This is a genomic window from uncultured Pseudomonas sp., assembly GCF_943846705.1.
Taxonomy (GTDB): Bacteria; Pseudomonadota; Gammaproteobacteria; order Pseudomonadales; family Pseudomonadaceae; genus Aquipseudomonas.
The window spans coordinates 1,820,427-1,839,322 of the sequence record NZ_OX044366.1; the positions used below are offsets into that span (position 1 = coordinate 1,820,427).

Sequence of the window (18,896 nt, forward strand, 5' to 3'; positions counted from 1 at the left end):
AAGACGAGTAACCGGAGCGGAGGTGGGTATAATTCTGCCAGACATCGGAGCCCACGCATGCCGCATTCTCCTGACAATCTTCCTCAGCCTCTTTACAGTGCCGCGCAAATGCGCGAGCTGGATGCGCGGCTGATCGCTGCCGGTACGCCGGGTTTCGAGCTGATGAGTCGCGCAGCGCATGCCATTTGGCGGGCGCTGCGCAGGCGCTGGCCGGATGCGGGCGTGCTGACCGTGCTGGCCGGGCGCGGCAACAATGCCGGTGACGGTTACCTGGTTGCGGCGCTGGCGTTGCGTGCGGGCTGGCGGGTGCAAGTGCTGGCGGTCGGGGAGGCCGCCCAGTTGCAGGGTGATGCCGCATCGGCGCGCGATCAGGCGATTGCGGCCGGCGTGTCGGTTCAGTCTTGGGCTGAGTGTGCCGAGTTGCGCGGTGTGGTCTTGGATGCCTTGCTCGGCACCGGCTTGCAGGGCGCGGTGCGTGAGCCCTATGCCCAGGCTATCCGCCTGTTGAATGCCAGTGGCTTGCCGGTGCTGGCGGTGGACATCCCTTCCGGGCTTTGTGCCGATACCGGTCAGGCGCTAGGCGTTGCGGTGCGTGCCGAGCTGACGCTGACCCTGATCGGGCTGAAAGTGGGGCTGTTTACCGGGCAGGCGGCGGATTGTCGGGGTGAGCTGCATTTCGATGATCTGCAGGCCGATGGTCAGATTGTCGACGCGCAAGCGTACACCGCGCAGCGACTGGTGCAGGCAGGATTGCCCCAGCTGCCGGCGCGCTCATGCGGCGTGCATAAGGGCCAGTTAGGGCATGTGCTGGTGGTCGGCGGTGAGCGTGGCTTTGCCGGTGCGGGCTTGCTGGCTGCGCAAAGTGCGCTGCGCGCCGGTGCCGGTTTGGTCAGCCTGGCGACGCGCAGTGAGCACCTGCCGGCGGCGCAGGCACGTTTGCCTGAGGTGATGGCGGTCGGCGTTGCTTCGGCCAACCAGTTGCTGGCCTTGGCTGCTAAAGCCAGTGTCTGGGTGGTTGGGCCGGGGCTTGGCCAGGGGGCATGGGCGCGCAGCTTGCTGTCAGCGGCGGCGGTCAGTGGCGGGTCGCAGGTTTGGGATGCCGACGCACTGAACCTGCTGGCGCAAGCAGCGGTCCAGTTGCCCACTGCTGTGGTGCTCACGCCGCACCCTGGCGAAGCAGCGCGGTTATTGGGCATCAGCAATGCCGAGGTGCAGGCGGATCGCCCGGCGGCGGCGCGCGCGTTGGCGCAGCGTTATCAGGCGATTTGTGTGTTGAAAGGTGCGGGCACTTTGATCGCTGCGGCAGATGGTGGGCTGTGGCTGTGTGATCGTGGTCATCCGGTCATGGCGGGTGCGGGGTTGGGGGATGTGTTGGCGGGCTTTGTCGGTGCGCTGCTGGCGCAAGGCCTGCCCGCGTTGGCGGCGGCCAAGCTGGCGGTCTATCTGCATGCCTGTGCCGGTGAGCGGCTGGCAGTGCAGGGCCGTGGCCTGGCCGCCGGCGATTTGTGTGCGGTTATTCGTGAATTATTGCAGGAGCAGTCTGCGTGTCTGAATTAGAACTGTTTGTCGCCGACGAAGAGGCGATGCTGGCGCTGGGTGCGCGGATTGCCGAGGCGAGTGGTGGCACTGGCTTGATCTATCTGCATGGCGATCTCGGTGCCGGAAAAACCACCTTGTCGCGCGGGATTATTCGTGGCCTAGGTCATGTCGGCGCAGTGAAAAGCCCGACCTTTACCCTGGTTGAACCCTACGAGATAGGCGTGCTGCGGGCCTTTCACTTCGACCTCTACCGCCTGGTGGATGCCGAGGAGTTGGAGTACCTGGGCGTTCGCGACTATTTCGACGGCAATGCTTTATGCCTGGTCGAGTGGCCGCAGCGCGGTGCCGGCGTTTTGCCAAAGGCCGACATGGACATTACCATTAGCCCGCAAGGGGCTGGCCGAGCGCTGCGGTTGCAGGCGCAAGGCGAGCGCGGCACCGCCTGGTGCGCCGCGTTGGCCATCGGGGCATGAATCAATTATGGGGTTGGCTATGCGCATAAGCGCGCGTTTCATCGCAATTGGAGTGGCATTGGTGGGCTTGGCCGCTGATGTAATGGCCGCTTCGGATGTGCGCAGTGTGCGGCTGTGGCGTGCGCCGGATAACACCCGCCTGGTGTTTGACTTGTCCGGGCCGGTACAGCACAGCGTGTTCCAGCTGTCTGCGCCCAACCGCATCGTTATTGATGTGAATGGTGCCAAGCTGGCGACCAATCTTGAACAGCTGGCCCTGAGCAATACGCCCATTACCGGTGTGCGTTCGGCCCAGCGTACCCCGGAAGACTTGCGAGTGGTGATTGATCTCTCGGCAGCGGTCACGCCGAAAAGCTTCACCCTGGCGCCTAATCAGCAATACGGTCATCGCCTGGTGGTTGATCTGTTTGATCAGGAGTCGGGCGCTGCACCTAGCCTGCCGTCTACCAGCGTGGCGACTGCGCCTCAGGTGCCGGTCACGCCGACGCAAGCGCCGCCCAAGTTGACCCCAGTACCCAATGGCAAGCGCGATATCGTGATTGCCATCGATGCCGGCCATGGCGGCGAAGACCCGGGCGCGCTGTCGCCAGTCAAGGGCCAGTATGAAAAGCATGTGACCCTGGCGATTGCTAAGGAGCTGCAGCGTCAGATCAATGCCGAGAAGGGCTTCCGGGCTGAGCTGGTGCGCACTGGCGATTACTTTATTCCGCTGCGCAAACGCACCGAGATCGCCCGCAAGAAGGGCGCGGATCTATTTGTGTCTATTCACGCCGATGCCGCGCCGCGTGCCGCAGCCTTTGGTGCCTCGGTGTATGCCCTGTCGGACCGTGGTGCCACCTCGGAAACCGCACGCTGGCTGGCTGACTCGGAAAACCAGTCTGACCTGATCGGTGGTGCCGGTAACGTCAGTCTGGATGACAAGGACCGCATGCTCGCCGGTGTGCTGCTCGATTTGTCGATGACCGCATCGCTGTCCTCCAGCCTCAACGTCGGCAATAAAGTGCTGGGTAATATGGGCCGGATCACCCCGCTGCATAAGCGCCGGGTGGAGCAGGCTGGCTTTATGGTGCTGAAGTCGCCGGATATTCCGTCGATCCTGGTGGAAACCGGGTTCATCTCCAATCCCAATGAAGCGCGCAAGCTGGCCAGCGCCAGTCACCAACAGGCGCTGGGGCGTTCGATCCTTACCGGGGTGCGGCAGTTCTTCCATGAGAATCCGCCGCCTGGCACCTATGTGGCCTGGTTGCGCGACAGCGGCAAAATCACCCTGGGGCCACGCGAGCATGTGGTCAGCTCGGGGGAAAGCCTGGCGCTGATTGCCCAGCGTTATCAGATCAATCTGGCGACACTGCGCAGTGCCAACTCGTTAAAAACAGACGTTATTAAAGTGGGGCAACGTATTCAAATTCCTGCGACTGCTCTGGCTGCACAGCCATGAGTGATGCTGTGCGTATCCAGCTGCTCAGTCCGCGGCTGGCGAACCAAATTGCTGCCGGTGAAGTGGTCGAACGACCTGCCTCGGTAATCAAGGAACTGCTGGAAAATAGTCTGGACTCCGGTGCCAAGCGCATTGAGGTGGATGTCGAGCAAGGCGGCGTCAAGCTGCTCAAGGTGCGCGACAACGGCAGTGGTATTTCCCCGGATGACCTGCCGCTGGCGCTGGCGCGGCATGCCACCAGCAAGATTCGCGAGCTTGAGGATCTCGAGCAAGTGATGAGCCTGGGCTTTCGCGGTGAGGCGCTGGCGTCGATCAGTTCGGTGGCGCGCCTGACCCTGACCTCGCGCACTGAAGGGGCCGAGCAGGCCTGGCAGGTCGAGACCGAGGGGCGCGACATGCAGCCGCGGGTGCAGCCCGCGGCTCACCCGGTCGGTACCTCGGTGGAAGTGCGCGACCTGTTCTTCAACACCCCGGCGCGGCGCAAGTTTCTTAAAACCGAAAAAACCGAATTTGACCACCTGCAAGAAGTGATCAAGCGCCTGGCGCTGGCGCGTTTCGATGTGGCCTTCCACTTGCGCCACAACGGTAAAACCGTGCTCGGCCTGCACGAAGCGCTGGATGAAAGTACCCGCGCGCGGCGTGTCGCGGCGGTCTGTGGGGCGGCCTTCCTCGAGCAGTCGCGGCCCATCGATATCGAGCGCAACGGCCTGCATTTGTGGGGCTGGGTCGGCTTGCCGACTTTCTCGCGCAGCCAGGCTGACCTGCAGTATTTCTATGTGAATGGACGCATGGTGCGCGATAAACTGGTAGCGCATGCGGTGCGCCAGGCTTATCGCGACGTGTTGTTCAACGGTCGTCACCCGACCTTCGTGTTGTTTTTGGAAATCGATCCGTCGGTGGTCGATGTCAACGTGCATCCGACCAAGCACGAAGTACGTTTCCGTGACGGGCGGATGGTGCACGACTTCCTCTACGGCACGCTGCATCGTGCGTTAGGTGAGGTGCGCCCCGAGGATCAGTTGGCCGCTCCGGCGGCGGTCAGTGAGGTGGTGCGCCCGAGTGGTCAGGCAGCGGGCGAGTTTGGTCCGCAGGGTGAAATCGGCTTGGCGGCCAGTTTGCTGCAGTCTGCGCCGAATGCTTCGGTCTGGCGCTCGCCGGGTGCCGGCTATCAGGGCGCACGCCCCGAAGCGGCGTTGCCGGCGGCCGAAGCCCAGGGCGCCTACCGTGAGTTTTTCGCGCCGATGTCTACTGCGCCGACTCCGGCCAGCCTGCCAGAGGCGCAGGGGGATATTCCGCCGCTGGGTTACGCCATCGCGCAGCTCAAGGGTATCTATATCCTCGCCGAGAATGTGCAGGGCTTGGTGGTGGTGGACATGCACGCGGCCCATGAGCGCATCACCTATGAGCGCCTGAAGGTGGCCATGGCCAGTGAAGGCCTGCGTGGTCAGCCGTTGCTGGTGCCGGAGTCGATTGCCGTCAGTCAGCGTGAGGCCGATTGCGCCGAAGAGCATGCCGAATGGTTCCAGCGGCTTGGTTTTGAGCTGCAACGACTAGGCCCGGAAACCCTGGCGATCCGACAGATTCCCGCGTTGCTCAAGCAGGCCGAGGCCACTCGTCTGGTGCAAGATGTGCTCGGTGATCTGCTCGAATATGGCACCACCGATCGTATTCAGGCGCATCTCAATGAACTGCTCGGGACCATGGCTTGTCACGGCGCGGTGCGGGCTAACCGACGGCTGACTCTGCCGGAAATGAACGGCTTGCTGCGCGACATGGAAAACACTGAGCGCAGTGGTCAATGCAATCATGGGCGTCCAACCTGGACGCAAATGGGCATGGATGACCTCGACAAGCTGTTCTTGCGTGGCCGTTAAGTCGCCGCGCCCAGTCATTTAGAGACTTTTTGAGTATGTCCGAGCGCCTGCCTCCGGCGATTTTTCTAATGGGCCCGACTGCCGCCGGCAAGACCGATCTGGCCATTGAGCTGGCGCGGGTGCTGCCCTGCGAGTTGGTTAGCGTCGACTCTGCGCTGATTTATCGTGGTATGGACATCGGTACAGCCAAACCCGATAAAGCCACCCTGGCCGAGTTCCCCCATCGGCTAGTTGATATTCGTGATCCGGCGCAAAGCTATTCGGCGGCGGAGTTTCGCAGCGACGCCTTGGCGGCGATGGCCGAGATCACCGCGCGTGGGCGCATCCCGCTGCTGGTGGGCGGCACCATGTTGTATTTCAAGGCGTTGCTCGAAGGTTTGGCGCAGATGCCCAGCGCGGATGCGGCGTTGCGTGCTGAGTTGGAAGCGCGCGCCCACGTTGAAGGTTGGGATGTGCTGCACGCCGAATTGCGAGCGGTCGATCCTGAATCGGCTGCGCGTATCCACCCTAATGACCCGCAGCGCTTGATTCGTGCCCTTGAGGTCTATCGTGTGAGTGGCGAAAGCATGACAGCCCATCGCTTGCGCCAGGCAGCAGAAAATACTGGCGGCGGCGCATCGGTGGGCCGGCAATTCCCCTATACTGTCGCGCAATTGGCCATCGCGCCGGCGCAAAGGCAGCTGTTGCATGAGCGAATTGCCCTGCGATTTCGCTTGATGCTGGAACAGGGGCTGGTTGCCGAGGTCGAAGGCCTGCGTCAGAGAAGTGACTTGCACGTTGGCTTGCCGTCTATACGGGCGGTGGGTTATCGGCAAGTCTGGGATTATCTGGAAGGCAAGCTTGACGCTGAGCAAATGCAGGAGCGCGGGATTATCGCCACGCGCCAATTGGCCAAGCGACAGTTCACCTGGTTGCGTGGCTGGCAGCAGGATGTGCATTGGCTCGATAGCGCTGATTGCGACAATCTGCCGCGCGCCTTGAAATACTTGGCAGCGGTCTCCATATTGACCTGAGATCTTGCCGCTAGCCGTCTATCCTTGAGGTATGACGGCTTTAAGCCGTTCGTTGGTTTACTTAAATTATTGAAAATTGATCCTTAAAGGAGTGCGGCACATGTCAAAAGGGCATTCGCTACAAGACCCTTACCTGAACACCTTGCGCAAAGAACGCGTCCCGGTGTCTATCTATTTGGTTAACGGCATTAAGCTGCAAGGCCAGATCGAGTCCTTCGACCAGTTCGTGATTCTGCTGAAAAACACTGTCAGCCAGATGGTTTACAAACACGCTATTTCTACTGTGGTGCCTAGCCGCCCGGTTCGTCTGCCGAGCGCAAGTGAAACCGAACAAGCTGAAGCTGAGCTTGGCAACGCCTGATTTAGGAGGCTGTATTGTTCTTCGAGCGTCATGAAGGTGGGGATCGGGCTATCCTGGTGCATCTGGACGGCCAAAACTCCGAGGCGCGTGAAGACCCGCAGGAGTTTCAGGAGCTGGCGCTTTCTGCCGGCGCTGATGCTGTCGCGTTTTTCAGCATTCCGAGTAATCGGCTAACGGCCAAGTACCTGATCGGCAGTGGCAAGGTTCAAGAGTTGCGTGATCAGGTCAAGGCCTGTGAAGCGGATCTGGTTATCTTCAACCATGTGCTGACGCCCAGCCAGGAGCGCAACCTTGAGCGTGCGTTCGAGTGTCGGGTGTTGGACCGTACCGGTCTGATTCTCGATATTTTCGCCCAGCGCGCGCGTACCCATGAAGGCAAGCTGCAGGTCGAACTGGCACAGCTTGATCACATGAGTACGCGGCTGGTGCGCGGCTGGACCCACCTTGAGCGGCAAAAAGGTGGTATCGGCCTGCGCGGCCCGGGTGAAACGCAGCTTGAAACCGACCGCCGCTTGTTGCGCGTGCGGATTCGTCAGATCAAGCAAAAGCTTGAAAAAGTGCGCAGTCAGCGCGATCAGGCGCGGCGCGGGCGTCAGCGTGCGGATATCCCGTCTGTGTCATTGGTGGGCTATACCAACGCGGGTAAGTCGACGCTGTTCAATGCGTTGACCTCCTCGGACGTTTACGCGGCCGATCAGTTATTCGCTACCCTCGACCCGACCTTGCGTCGCCTCGATCTCGATGATCTGGGGCCGATTGTGCTCGCCGATACCGTGGGCTTTATCCGCCATTTGCCACACAAGCTGGTTGAGGCGTTTCGCGCGACGCTTGAAGAGTCGAGTAACTCAGATTTGCTGCTGCATGTGATTGACTCCCACGAGCCAGAGCGTGATCAGCAGATTGAGCAGGTGCTGGCGGTGCTGGGTGAGATCGGCGCGCAGGATCTGCCAATGCTTGAGGTCTACAACAAGCTCGACTTGCTTGAGGGCGTGGAGCCGCAGATTCAGCGCGATGCCGATGGTAAGCCGCAGCGGGTTTGGTTGTCGGCGCGTGACGGGCGTGGTTTGCCCTTGTTGCGACAGGCCGTCGCTGAACTGTTGGGTGATGACCTGTTTGTCGGTACATTGCAGATGCCGCAACAGCTTGCTCGTCTGCGTGCGCAGTTTTTTGCCTTGGGCGTGGTGCAGAGTGAGTCGTATAACGAGGATGGCAGTAGTCTGCTGGTGGTGCGTTTACCGCGTATCGAGTTGAACCGGCTGGTTAGTCGCGCTGGGCTTGAGCCACAAGAATTTATCGAGCAACACACTTTGCAATAAAGCCTGCACCAGCGACTTTGCCGCTGGATGCATGCATTCTGTAGCATTGGCTGACGCGCCGCGGGTGCGTCTTTGCTTTATCAGATGGAGAGCGCTATGGCTTGGAATGAGCCGGGTGGCAACTCGAATAATCAGGACCCATGGGGTGGCCGTAAGAACGGTGATCGCAAGGGGCCGCCGGATATCGATGAGGCCTTCCGCAAGCTACAAGAGAGCCTGAATGGGCTGTTTGGTGGCGGCAAAAAACGAGGCAGCGACGCTGGCTCAGGCAGTGGCGGCGGTTTCGGCTTGCTGTTCGTAGGCTTGGGGCTGCTCGCTGCGGTCTGGCTGTACAGCGCGATCTATGTCGTCGATGAGCAGGAGCAGGCTGTGGTGCTGCGCTTCGGCAAGTACTACGAAACAGTTGGGCCGGGCCTGAATATCTATTTCCCGCCGATTGATCGCAAGTTTCAGGAAAACGTCACCCGCGAGCGTGCTTACAGCAAGCAGGGGCAGATGTTGACCGAGGACGAGAACATCATCGAAGTGCCGCTGACGGTGCAGTACAAAATCAGCAATTTGCAGGATTTCGTGCTTAACGTTGATCAGCCGGAAATCAGTCTGCAGCACGCCACTGACAGTGCCGTGCGCCACGTCGTGGGCTCCACCGAGATGGATCAGGTGCTGACCGAAGGTCGTGAGTTGATGGCCAGTGAGGTCAAGGAGCGCTTGCAGCGTTTCCTCGACAACTACCGCACCGGTATTGCGGTCACTCAGGTCAACTTGCAGAGCGCGGCCGCGCCGCGTGAAGTGCAGGAAGCGTTTGATGACGTAATCCGTGCCCGTGAAGACGAGCAGCGCGAGAAGAACCAGGCAGAAACCTATGCCAATGGCGTAGTGCCAGAGGCGCGCGGTCAGGCCCAGCGTCTGATTGAAGATGCCAGTGGTTACCGTGATGAAGTGGTCTCGCGCGCACAGGGTGAGGCGGATCGTTTCACCGCGCTGGTGGCGGAGTATCGCAAGGCACCAGAGGTGACGCGTGAACGTCTGTATCTGGACACCATGCAAGAGCTGATGAGCAACACCAGCAAAGTGCTGGTAACGGGCGACAAGGGGCAGAACAACCTGCTTTACCTGCCGCTGGACAAGATGGTCGATGGTCGTGGTTCGTCTGCGCCTAGCTCAATCTCCGGGGCTGCGAGTAGTGCGGATACTGGGGCGCGCGTAGTTGATCCGCGTCAGGTTGAGCTGCGTACAAGGGAGAGTCGCTGATGAGCAATAAATCACTGATCGCCCTTATTGTTGGCGTTGTGCTGGCGATCGTCGCCTGGAATAGCTTCTATATCGTCGCGCAGACTGAGCGGGCGGTGCTGTTGCAGTTCGGTCGTATCGTGCAGCCAGATGTGCAGCCGGGGCTGCATGTGAAGATTCCATACGTCAATCAGGTGCGTAAGTTTGACGCGCGCCTGCTGACACTGGACTCCACCAGCTCGCGCTTCCTCACGCTGGAAAAGAAGGCGTTGATGGTCGACGCTTTCGCCAAGTGGCGCGTGCTGGATGCTGAGCGTTACTACACGGCTACATCTGGTATTAAGCAGATTGCCGACGAGCGTCTGGCACGTCGCCTTGAGGCTTCGCTGCGTGACCAGTTCGGTAAGCGCACCTTGCACGAGTCGGTGTCGGGTGAGCGTGATGCCTTGATGGCTGACGTGACGGCCTCCTTGAATCGGGCTGCGCAGAAAGAGCTGGGTATCGAAGTGGTGGATGTGCGCGTCAAGGCCATCGACCTGCCGAAGGAAGTCAACCGCAGCGTATTCGACCGTATGGGTTCTGAGCGTGAGCGTGAGGCGCGTGAGCATCGTGCCAAAGGTCGCGAGCTTGCCGAGGGTATCCGCGCTGATGCCGATCGTCAGCGTCGCGTGTTGCTGGCTGACGCCTACCGTCAGGCTGAAGAGTTGCGCGGTGAGGGTGATGCCCAGGCTGCTGCGATTTATTCCAAGGCCTATGGCATGGATCAGGAGTTTTACTCGTTCTATCGCAGCCTGAGAGCGTATCGCGAGAGTTTCGCCGATAAGCGTGATGTGCTGGTGCTGGATCCGAGTAGCGACTTCTTCCGTTACCTCGAGAAGTCCAAGCCTTAAGTCATCGCCCCGGCGGGCAGCCGTCGGGGTGATCCTTATGGAAAACGTGGTATGATGCGGCAGCCGGGGAAATCCCGGCTTTTTTGCGTCTGTGGGAAGCATGTGGCAGGGCTTGGCCATCGCATTATGTCTTGTGCTGGTGCTCGAGGGCGTCCTGCTCTTCCTATGTCTGCGCCGTTGGCGTGACGCGCTTTTACAACCGACACAGTTGTTTGACCGACGGCTGGGTCTGATCGGGTTGGCCAGCATGCTGCTGGGAGCAACCGTCCTTTACTGGCTTCACTGAACGCTTGTGCTGCCCGATCCAAGAGGGGAATGGCGAAATGGCAACGGTAGACCGCTGGCTGCTACCAGATGGCATCGAAGAAGTACTGCCGCCGTACGCGGGGCGTATTGAAGTGGCGCGCCGTCAGGTGCTGGACCTGTTCCAGCGCTGGGGCTATGAATTCGTGGTAACGCCGCACATCGAATATCTTGAGTCGCTGCTGACTGGCGCGGGTCAGGATCTGGATCTGCGTACCTTTAAAGTGACCGACCCGCTGTCCGGTCGGCAGATGGGCTTTCGGGCAGATATCACACCGCAAGTGGCGCGCATTGATGCGCATACCTTGCGCCGGGAAGGGCCTAGCCGTCTGTGTTATGCCGGCAGCGTGGTACACGCTCAGCCGCGTGCGCTGACCACTTCGCGTAGCCCGATTCAGTTGGGCGCGGAGTTGTATGGCGACGCCAGCCCGGCCAGTGATGTGGAGGTGATCAGCCTGCTGGTCAATACCCTTGAGCTGGCGGCGGTGCCGGATGTGCACATGGACCTTGGTCATGTGGGCATCTACCGTGGCTTGGCCCGCGCCGCCGCGCTGTCTGGGGCGGTCGAGCAGCAGTTGTTCGATGCGCTGCAGCGTAAGGCAATGGATGAGGTCGCCGAGCTGACCGAAGCGCTGCCGGGTGACCTGCGTAAGATGCTGCGTGCGCTCAGCGAATTGTGTGGTGGGCGTGAGGTGCTGGATCTGGCCCAGGCTTGTCTGGTCGATGCACCGGACGATGTGCATGCGGCGCTGGATGATCTGATGGCGATAGCCGATGCATTGAGCCTGCGCTACCCCGAGCTGCCGCTGTACTTTGATCTCGGCGAGCTGCGCGGCTATCACTACCACACGGGTGTGGTGTTCGCCGCGTTTGTCCCGGGTGTTGGTTATGCGATTGCCCAGGGTGGTCGTTACGACGATATCGGTGCTGACTTTGGTCGCGCACGTCCGGCGACAGGCTTCTCCACCGACCTGAAAACCCTGGTCAGCCTGGGGCAGATGCAGTTGGGGGAGGTGCCGGCCGGTGTCTGGGCACCAGATAACCATGATGTGTTTTTGTGGCAGGCGATTCAGCGCTTGCGTCTCGATGGGTTGCGTGTGGTTCAGGCGTTGCCTGGGCAGTCCACGGCTGACGCTGAGGCTGCAGGTTGTGATCGCCAGCTGTTGTTGCGTGATGGGCGTTGGCAGTTGGCTACGCTGACCATCTGATTAGTCGTGCGAAAAGATTCCGTCGGCTGTGGCCGGCATCAAGTTTGCGAAGAGGGTTAGTGTTATGGGTAAGAATGTCGTAGTCCTGGGCACCCAGTGGGGCGATGAGGGCAAAGGCAAGATCGTCGACCTGCTGACCGAACAGGCTGCAGCTGTTGTGCGTTATCAGGGTGGTCACAACGCGGGCCACACTCTGGTGATCGACGGCGAGAAGACCGTTCTGCACCTGATTCCCTCCGGCATCCTGCGCGAAAACGTGCAGTGCCTGATTGGCAACGGCGTGGTGGTTGCACCCGATGCGTTGATGCGTGAAATTCTCAAGCTGGAAGAGAAGGGCGTGCCGGTGCGTGAGCGTTTGCGCATCAGCCCGTCCTGCCCGCTGATCCTGCAGTATCACGTGGCCCTGGATCAGGCGCGTGAGAAGGCGCGTGGCGATGACAAGATTGGCACCACCGGTCGTGGCATTGGCCCGGCCTATGAAGATAAGGTGGCGCGTCGTGGCCTGCGTATTGGCGACCTGTTCAATCCTGAGCGTTTCGCCACCAAGCTGGCCGAGTTGCTGGATTACCACAACTTCGTGCTGGTTAATTACTACAAAGAACCGGCCATCGACTTCCAGAAGACGCTCGACGAGTGCATGGAATACGCCGAGCTGCTCAAGCCGATGATGACTGACGTGACCGCGGTGCTGCATGACATGCGTCGCGAGAGCAAGGACATCATGTTCGAGGGCGCCCAGGGCTCGCTGTTGGACATCGATCACGGCACCTACCCCTACGTCACCAGCTCCAACACCACGGCTGGCGGCATCGCCACCGGTTCCGGTTTTGGTCCGATGTACCTGGATTACATCCTCGGTATCACCAAGGCTTACACCACGCGCGTGGGTTCGGGTCCGTTCCCGACTGAGTTGTTTGATGAGACCGGCGCCTTCCTCGCCAAGCGCGGCCATGAGTTTGGTTCCACCACGGGTCGCGCGCGTCGTTGCGGCTGGTTTGACGCGGTGATCCTGCGTCGCGCCATCGAAATCAACAGCATCTCCGGCCTGTGTCTGACCAAGCTTGACGTGCTCGACGGCCTGGAAACCATTCGTATCTGCGTCGGTTACAAGGACCAGAATGGCGATGTGCTGGTTGATGCGCCAACTGATGCTGACAGCTACCTGGGTCTGCAGCCGGTGTACGAAGAAATGCCGGGCTGGAGTGAGTCGACCTTGGGTGCCAAAACCCTGGAGGAGTTGCCGGCGGCTGCGCGTGCGTATATCAAGCGTGTGGAAGAGTTGGTCGGTGCGCCGGTTGATATCGTCTCCACCGGCCCGGATCGCAACGAGACTATTGTGTTGCGTCATCCGTTTGCCTGATAGTCGCAGGCAGTGCACAAAGGGTCGCCAATTGGCGGCCCTTTGTCGTTTCTGGCGTGGATAAAAATATCTGCGCTGGCCTTCATAAGTCGGTGTTCCAGCCGTTATAGGTAGTAACGTTTCAGGAGTGTCTGCCGTGTTTGCCATTATTTCAGTGTTGCGCAGTCGCTTGCTGCTGCCGGTGTTTCTGGCGCTGGGCGTGGCCTTGTTGGTTCAAGTGGTGGTGGCGGTGGCGTTGACGCGTACCACGGTGGCGACGCTTGAGGGCGATCTCGGCAAGGGCATGCAGGCCGATACGGCGCGCTTGCTGGATGAGTTGGCGAAGGCTAGTGACGAGGTGCGTGGCGGGCTGGATAGCCTTTCCGTCAGTACTCAGGCGCAGCTGGCCAAAGGGCTTTCCGCACGACTGGGTGAGGAGCAGGGGCAAATCCGTGCGGTGCTGGATAGCAACCTCAAGCGTTCTGCGGATGAGCTGGCGCAGTTGTTGGCGGCCGTTGCGCCGAAAGCGATCTGGGATGCAGATGTGCCTGCGTTGACTGAGCTGGTGCGCGGCGCACATCGCAATCCATCAGTGCTGTTTGTGGTGTATCTCGATGCGCAGGGTGAGCGCCTGACGCGCCACCTCAATCGCCAGGATTCCCGCGTGCGCGCGCTGCTGGCCAAGGGTGGCAGCGGTGGTGCGCTGGATAAAGTGCTGCAGGCTGCAGTCAGTGATTCGGGTGTGTATATCGCTGAGGCGACGATCAGTCCGATGGGCTCGGATATCGGTAAAGTTCTGCTGGGGGTTTCCACTGCCTCGGTGGATGAAGAGTTGGCGAAGCTGGATGCGCGTTTTGTCGATCTGATCGGCAGCAGTGGGCGGTTGGTTTCAGACAGTTTAAGTGGTGCCGCCACCAGCAGTGCGGACGCCTTGGCGGCGCGTTTGAGTGTTGCCCGTGATGCGGCTGCAGGTATGGAGCACGGCAGTCGTGAGTTGGTGCGGCAGGCGGCAGCCGGGTTGCGCTGGAGTATCAGTGTGGGGTTGGTGGTGGTGGCGCTGGTAATTCTGCTGGTGCTGGCGCTTGTGCTGGGGCGGCGAGTGGTCAGCAAGCTGCATACGTTGATTGCGGTGTTGGATGACTGGGCTGCGGGCGAGGGTGACCTGACGCGTCGGGTAGAGCTTGATAGTCGTGATGAAATTGGTGACATGGCGGCGGCGGTCAATCGTTTCGTCGCCAAGCTGCAACCGATTGTCCGTGAGGCGGGTGAAGTAGCCTCGCTCACTGGGCAGGAAATTGGTCATCTGGCTTCGCGCAGTGCGGCGGCCGAGTCGGCGGCAGAGCGTCAGCGTGATGAAGTGGCGGGTAGCTTGCAGGCCTTGGCCGAAATGGCGGGTGAGGCGCAGGCGGAAAGTCAGGCCATGCGCGAGGCGCTGCAGCGTGTCGGGGCGATTCGCCAGGCGGCGGACGAGAATGCGGCGATTGCGCTGCGTGTGGGTGGTTCGATCGAGGAGTTGGTGCGCCGTGTGGAAACAGGTGCGGCGGTGATTGAGCGGCTGGCCACGCAAAGCGAGCAGATTGAGGTGGTGCTGACGGTGATTCGCTCCATTGCCGAGCAAACCAACCTGTTGGCTTTGAATGCCGCGATTGAGGCGGCGCGTGCGGGTGAAAGCGGTCGTGGCTTTGCCGTGGTGGCTGATGAGGTGCGCGCCTTGGCCAGCAAGACGCAGCAATCGACGGGCGATATCCAGGCGCATATCGGTGCGCTGCAGCAGGGTGCGCGCGAAGCCGTTGAGGCGATTGCTCAGGCTGGCAAGCAGGCGGATCAGGGGCTGGTGGCGTTGCGTGAAAGTGCGCAGGTGCAGCAGGCGGTGCGTGAGGCAGTGGAGGAGGTGCACGGTGCAATCAATGCCGCGACTCAGGCGGCGGCGCATCAGGCTGATGGCGCGGGTGCGGTGCGTGGTCGCGTCGAGGTCATCCATGTCGAGGCGCAGCGTGCGGCGGAAGCGGTGGCGGCTACAGCCAATAGCGGGCGGGTGCTGGATGGGTTGGCGAAGAAGCTTAAGGCCAGCCTCGGGCAATTCCGCGTCTAAATCCAGGGCGGCGGGCGTTCTAGTGTCCGCTGTTTTGAGTGTTTTGAGTTGCCGATAAATTACAGGCAATAAAAAACCGAGCCAGTGGCTCGGTTTTTTTGAATTGGTGCCCAGGAGAAGACTCGAACTTCCACGACCGTAAGGTCACCAGCACCTGAAGCTGGCGTGTCTACCAATTTCACCACCTGGGCATTGATTGCAAAATTTGCTTATTTGCGATCAACTACAACTTGGTTAACTTCGTTTCCCGTCGTTGTGGCGCGCATAATACGGATCGAGTTTTTACTTGTAAACCCCTGTGGTTAAAATATTTTATTCTGTGTGCTGTGCTGACCTGGACAGTGGTTTCGCGCTTCAATAGGCACATGGCAAACCGAATTTGTGTAGATAAGGTGAATTACCTCTAATGGCCGATTGGCAATCCCTCGATCCCGAGGCCGCTCGTGAAGCGGAAAAATACGAAAACCCCATCCCTAGTCGTGAGCTGATTTTGCAGCACTTGGATGAGCGTGGCTCTCCTGCCGCTCGCGAAGAGCTGGCTGCTGAATTTTCCCTGAGTACAGATGACCAGTTGGAAGCCTTGCGCCGTCGTCTGCGCGCGATGGAACGTGATGGTCAGCTGATCTATACCCGTCGTGGCACCTATGCCCCGGTAGATAAGCTCGACTTGATTCTGGGTCGCGTCAGCGGGCATCGCGATGGTTTTGGTTTTCTGGTGCCGGATGACGGCAGTGATGACCTGTTTCTGAGTCCTGCGCAGATGCGCCTGGTGTTCGATGGCGACCGTGCGTTGGCGCGGGTTTCCGGCCTCGATCGACGCGGGCGTCGTGAAGGTGCGGTGGTGGAAGTGATCTTCCGCGCCCATGAAAGCATCGTCGGTCGTTACTACGAAGAAAGTGACGTCGGCTTTGTTGTCGCCGATAACCCGAAGATCCAGCAGGAAGTGTTGGTGACGCCGGGGCGTAACGCAGGTGCCAAGCAGGGTCAGTTTGTAGAGGTGAAAATCACCCACTGGCCGACTACACGTTTCCAGCCTCAAGGGGATGTGGTCGAGGTTGTTGGCAACTACATGGCGCCGGGCATGGAAATCGATGTTGCCCTGCGCAGCTACGATATTCCTCACGTCTGGCCTGAGGCCGTGGTGAAGGAGGCGAGCAAGCTCAAGCCGGAGGTCGAGGAAAAAGACAAAGAGAAGCGTGTTGACCTGCGCCACTTGCCGTTCGTCACCATCGATGGTGAGGATGCCCGTGACTTCGATGATGCGGTGTATTGCGAGAAAAACGGCAGCAACTGGCGCCTGTTCTCCGGCGGCTGGAAGCTCTATGTCGCCATCGCTGACGTTTCTCATTATGTGAAAGTCGATTCGGCGCTGGATGCCGAGGCGCAGGTGCGCGGCAACTCGGTGTACTTCCCTGAGCGGGTTATCCCGATGCTGCCGGAAGAGTTGTCCAACGGCTTGTGCTCGTTGAATCCGCATGTCGATCGCCTGGCGATGGTGTGCGAGATCACTCTCTCGAAAACCGGCAAGATGACCGACTATCAGTTCTATGAGGCGGTGATCCATTCCCATGCTCGGCTGACCTACAACAAGGTCAGTGCCATGCTTGAGCAGCCGAAAAGCACGGAAGGCAAAGCCCTGCGTAGCGAGTACAAAGAAGTAGTGCCGCATCTTAAGCAGCTCTACTCGCTGTATCAGGTGTTGTTGGCGGCGCGACATGAGCGTGGTGCCATCGACTTTGAAACCCAGGAAACCCGGATCATCTTCGGTGCGGACCGCAAGATTTCGGATATCTGCCCAACTCAGCGCAATGATGCGCACAAGTTGATCGAAGAATGCATGCTGGCCGCCAACGTCGCGACTGCGGCGTTTATGCAGAAGCATGAAATTCCGGCCTTGTATCGTGTGCATGACGGTCCGCCGCCAGAGCGTGTCGAAAAGCTCAAGGCGTTCCTCACCGAGCTGGGTCTGTCGCTGCATCGCGGCAAATCCAAAGATGGCCCAACGCCGAAGGACTACCAGCAGTTGCTGGAAAGCATTCGCGGCCGTGCGGATTACCATCTGATCCAGACCGTGATGCTGCGCTCGCTCAGTCAGGCGGTTTATAGCGCCGACAATCAGGGGCACTTTGGTCTGAACTACGAGGCCTATGCGCACTTCACGTCGCCGATTCGCCGCTACCCGGACTTGTTGATCCATCGGGCGATTCGTAGCGTGGTGCGCTCCAAGCTCGATACTCCGCATGTTAAGCGTGCTGGTGCGGCGATCATGCCGCGCGCGCGTATTTATCCCTACGATGAGGCGATTCTCGAGCAGCTCGGTGAGCAGTGTTCGATGTCCGAGCGTCGTGCCGATGAGGCGACTCGCGATGTGGTGAACTGGCTCAAGTGTGAGTTCATGAAAGACCGCGTCGGTGAGACCTTCCCGGGTGTGATTACCGCCGTTACGGGGTTCGGTCTGTTCGTCGAGTTGAAAGACATCTACGTCGAAGGGCTGGTGCATGTCACGGCCTTGCCGGGCGACTACTACCACTTCGATCCCGTGCATCACCGATTGGCGGGTGAGCGCAGTGGTCGTAGTTTCCGCTTGGGCGATAGCATCGAAGTTAAGGTCATGCGCGTCGATCTTGATGAGCGCAAGATCGATTTCGAGCTGGCCGAAGACAAAGTTGCAGCACCTGCCGGTGCGCGGCGCGGTGGTTTTGAGTCGGCTGCAGGTAAAACGGGTCGTCGTGGTGAGCGTAAAGCGCCCGCTGGTTCGGATGTAGAGAAAAGCCGCGCGCTGAAAAAGTCGCTGCTGAGTGATTCGAAGGGCAAGTCCGCCAAGGGCTCGCCTAAGGGTGAGGCGTCCGGTAAGTCGGGCAAGTCTGGCGCGCATCGCAAGGGCGGCGCTACCGGTGGCGCGCCGAGCTCTGCTGGACCGCGCAAGCGTAAGGCGAAGTCATGAGTCAGCTGGAAAAGATCTACGGTGTGCATGCCGTAGAGGCGCTATTGCGCCATCACCCGAAGCGGGTCAAGCAGGTCTGGCTGGCCGAGGGGCGCAATGACCCGCGGGTGCAGGTTCTCCTGGCGCTGGCAGCGGATGCGCGGGTTGCCGTGGGGCAGTGCGAGCGCCGTGAAATGGACTCTTGGGTTGAGGGCGTGCATCAGGGCGTGGTGGCTGAAGTCAGTCCTAGCCAGGTCTGGGGTGAGGCAATGCTCGATGAGCTGCTTGACCGCACCGAAGGCGCGCCGTTGTTGCTGGTGCTCGATGGTGTGACTGACCCGCATAACCTTGGTGCCTGTCTGCGTACTGCCGATGCCGCCGGTGCGTTGGCGGTGATCGTGCCGAAGGACAAGTCCGCCACGCTCAATGCCACTGTGCGTAAGGTGGCCTGCGGTGCCGCCGAGGTGATTCCCCTAGTGGCGGTGACCAACCTGGCGCGCAGCCTGGAGAAGCTCCAGCAGCGTGGCCTTTGGGTTGTCGGTACCGCCGGTGAGGCTGAGATGGAGTTGTACGAGCATGACCTGACCGGGCCGACCGTGTTGATCATGGGCGCAGAGGGCAAGGGTATGCGCCGTTTGACCCGTGAGCATTGCGATTATCTGGTCAAGTTGCCGATGGCGGGTAGCGTCAGCAGTCTCAACGTCTCGGTGGCGACCGGTGTTTGCCTGTTTGAAGCATTGCGTCAGCGCAAGGCTGGCGGCAAGAAGAAGTAATGCCTGTGCCGGGCGCTCAGCGGCGCTCGGCATGCTTGAGTGGCCGGCGGCTTGCTTTGCTCGCTGGCGCTTAGTTGTTCAAATAATCACCAGTTCGTCTTGCGTGTGGCAGGGGGCTTCACTA

General features: G+C 60.3%; 15 protein-coding genes and 1 tRNA gene. 15 read left to right on the plus strand and 1 reads right to left on the minus strand.

Annotated elements, in window-relative coordinates; translation table 11 throughout:
* Positions 1–57 precede the first annotated feature (57 nt).
* The 13 genes from Q0V31_RS08515 (at position 58) to Q0V31_RS08575 (ending at position 15,076) form a co-directional block, all read left to right on the plus strand.
* Positions 58–1,557 carry an NAD(P)H-hydrate dehydratase gene (locus Q0V31_RS08515; protein ID WP_298186840.1) on the plus strand — a complete coding sequence of 500 codons (1,500 nt, stop codon included), beginning with the start codon at positions 58–60 and terminating at the stop codon, positions 1,555–1,557.
* Complete coding sequence (gene tsaE / locus Q0V31_RS08520; RefSeq protein ID WP_298186843.1) at positions 1,545–2,012, plus strand: tRNA (adenosine(37)-N6)-threonylcarbamoyltransferase complex ATPase subunit type 1 TsaE; 468 nt, start codon at positions 1,545–1,547, stop codon at positions 2,010–2,012. Before Q0V31_RS08515 ends, tsaE begins: the two co-directional genes overlap by 13 nt.
* Positions 2,013–2,031: 19 nt before the next feature.
* Positions 2,032–3,450 (plus strand): N-acetylmuramoyl-L-alanine amidase, encoded by a 1,419-nt coding sequence (locus Q0V31_RS08525; protein ID WP_298186845.1) that lies wholly within the window; start codon positions 2,032–2,034, stop codon positions 3,448–3,450.
* The gene (gene mutL / locus Q0V31_RS08530; RefSeq protein WP_298186847.1) at positions 3,447–5,324 is read left to right on the plus strand and encodes a DNA mismatch repair endonuclease MutL; all 1,878 of its coding nucleotides are present in this window, start codon (positions 3,447–3,449) and stop codon (positions 5,322–5,324) included. The genes Q0V31_RS08525 and mutL overlap by 4 nt, the downstream gene beginning before the upstream one ends.
* 35 nt (positions 5,325–5,359) lie before the next feature.
* Entirely contained in the window at positions 5,360–6,337 is a 978-nt protein-coding gene (gene miaA / locus Q0V31_RS08535) for a tRNA (adenosine(37)-N6)-dimethylallyltransferase MiaA (RefSeq protein ID WP_298186849.1), read from the plus strand.
* Positions 6,338–6,437: 100 nt separating this feature from the next.
* The gene (gene hfq / locus Q0V31_RS08540; RefSeq protein WP_274087234.1) at positions 6,438–6,698 is read left to right on the plus strand and encodes an RNA chaperone Hfq; all 261 of its coding nucleotides are present in this window, start codon (positions 6,438–6,440) and stop codon (positions 6,696–6,698) included.
* A 14-nt stretch (positions 6,699–6,712) separates the two neighbouring features.
* Positions 6,713–8,014 carry a ribosome rescue GTPase HflX gene (gene hflX / locus Q0V31_RS08545; protein ID WP_298186857.1) on the plus strand — a complete coding sequence of 434 codons (1,302 nt, stop codon included), beginning with the start codon at positions 6,713–6,715 and terminating at the stop codon, positions 8,012–8,014.
* 96 nt (positions 8,015–8,110) lie between these two features.
* Positions 8,111–9,265, plus strand: coding sequence for an FtsH protease activity modulator HflK (gene hflK / locus Q0V31_RS08550; RefSeq protein ID WP_298186860.1), 1,155 nt, complete (start codon positions 8,111–8,113; stop codon positions 9,263–9,265).
* Positions 9,265–10,134 carry a protease modulator HflC gene (gene hflC, locus Q0V31_RS08555; RefSeq protein WP_274087237.1) on the plus strand — a complete coding sequence of 290 codons (870 nt, stop codon included), beginning with the start codon at positions 9,265–9,267 and terminating at the stop codon, positions 10,132–10,134. Before hflK ends, hflC begins: the two co-directional genes overlap by 1 nt.
* Before the next feature lie 100 nt (positions 10,135–10,234).
* Positions 10,235–10,420 carry a DUF2065 family protein gene (locus Q0V31_RS08560; RefSeq protein WP_298186865.1) on the plus strand — a complete coding sequence of 62 codons (186 nt, stop codon included), beginning with the start codon at positions 10,235–10,237 and terminating at the stop codon, positions 10,418–10,420.
* A 37-nt stretch (positions 10,421–10,457) separates the two neighbouring features.
* Positions 10,458–11,645, plus strand: coding sequence for an ATP phosphoribosyltransferase regulatory subunit (locus tag Q0V31_RS08565; protein ID WP_298186868.1), 1,188 nt, complete (start codon positions 10,458–10,460; stop codon positions 11,643–11,645).
* A gap of 64 nt (positions 11,646–11,709) precedes the next feature.
* Positions 11,710–13,005 (plus strand): adenylosuccinate synthase, encoded by a 1,296-nt coding sequence (locus tag Q0V31_RS08570; RefSeq protein ID WP_298186871.1) that lies wholly within the window; start codon positions 11,710–11,712, stop codon positions 13,003–13,005.
* Between the two features lie 136 nt (positions 13,006–13,141).
* Positions 13,142–15,076, plus strand: coding sequence for a methyl-accepting chemotaxis protein (locus tag Q0V31_RS08575; protein WP_298186873.1), 1,935 nt, complete (start codon positions 13,142–13,144; stop codon positions 15,074–15,076).
* A 104-nt stretch (positions 15,077–15,180) separates the two neighbouring features.
* On the opposite strand, the gene Q0V31_RS08580 is transcribed toward Q0V31_RS08575, so the two are convergent.
* Positions 15,181–15,267 (minus strand) — tRNA-Leu (locus tag Q0V31_RS08580).
* Positions 15,268–15,482: 215 nt separating this feature from the next.
* On the opposite strand from Q0V31_RS08580, the gene rnr reads away from it, so the two are divergent.
* Together rnr and rlmB are read left to right on the plus strand one after the other, a co-directional pair.
* Positions 15,483–18,020: a ribonuclease R gene (gene rnr / locus Q0V31_RS08585; protein ID WP_298186876.1), complete on the plus strand. Its 2,538-nt coding sequence runs from the start codon at positions 15,483–15,485 to the stop codon at positions 18,018–18,020.
* A complete protein-coding gene (rlmB, locus tag Q0V31_RS08590; protein ID WP_298186878.1) occupies positions 18,017–18,772 on the plus strand; it encodes a 23S rRNA (guanosine(2251)-2'-O)-methyltransferase RlmB in 756 nt (251 codons plus the stop codon). Before rnr ends, rlmB begins: the two co-directional genes overlap by 4 nt.
* The last annotated feature ends 124 nt before the right edge of the window (positions 18,773–18,896 follow it).

Bases quoted from the DNA above. Each gene is read 5' to 3' on its own strand.
- Q0V31_RS08515 (WP_298186840.1), top strand. From the start codon at position 58: ATGCCGCATTCTCCTGACAATCTTCCTCAGCCTCTTTACAGTGCCGCG.
- Q0V31_RS08525 (WP_298186845.1), top strand. From the start codon at position 2,032: ATGCGCATAAGCGCGCGTTTCATCGCAATTGGAGTGGCATTGGTGGGC.
- mutL (WP_298186847.1), top strand. From the start codon at position 3,447: ATGAGTGATGCTGTGCGTATCCAGCTGCTCAGTCCGCGGCTGGCGAAC.
- miaA (WP_298186849.1), top strand. From the start codon at position 5,360: ATGTCCGAGCGCCTGCCTCCGGCGATTTTTCTAATGGGCCCGACTGCC.
- hfq (WP_274087234.1), top strand. From the start codon at position 6,438: ATGTCAAAAGGGCATTCGCTACAAGACCCTTACCTGAACACCTTGCGC.
- hflK (WP_298186860.1), top strand. From the start codon at position 8,111: ATGGCTTGGAATGAGCCGGGTGGCAACTCGAATAATCAGGACCCATGG.
- hflC (WP_274087237.1), top strand. From the start codon at position 9,265: ATGAGCAATAAATCACTGATCGCCCTTATTGTTGGCGTTGTGCTGGCG.
- Q0V31_RS08560 (WP_298186865.1), top strand. From the start codon at position 10,235: ATGTGGCAGGGCTTGGCCATCGCATTATGTCTTGTGCTGGTGCTCGAG.
- Q0V31_RS08565 (WP_298186868.1), top strand. From the start codon at position 10,458: ATGGCAACGGTAGACCGCTGGCTGCTACCAGATGGCATCGAAGAAGTA.
- Q0V31_RS08570 (WP_298186871.1), top strand. From the start codon at position 11,710: ATGGGTAAGAATGTCGTAGTCCTGGGCACCCAGTGGGGCGATGAGGGC.
- rnr (WP_298186876.1), top strand. From the start codon at position 15,483: ATGGCCGATTGGCAATCCCTCGATCCCGAGGCCGCTCGTGAAGCGGAA.
- rlmB (WP_298186878.1), top strand. From the start codon at position 18,017: ATGAGTCAGCTGGAAAAGATCTACGGTGTGCATGCCGTAGAGGCGCTA.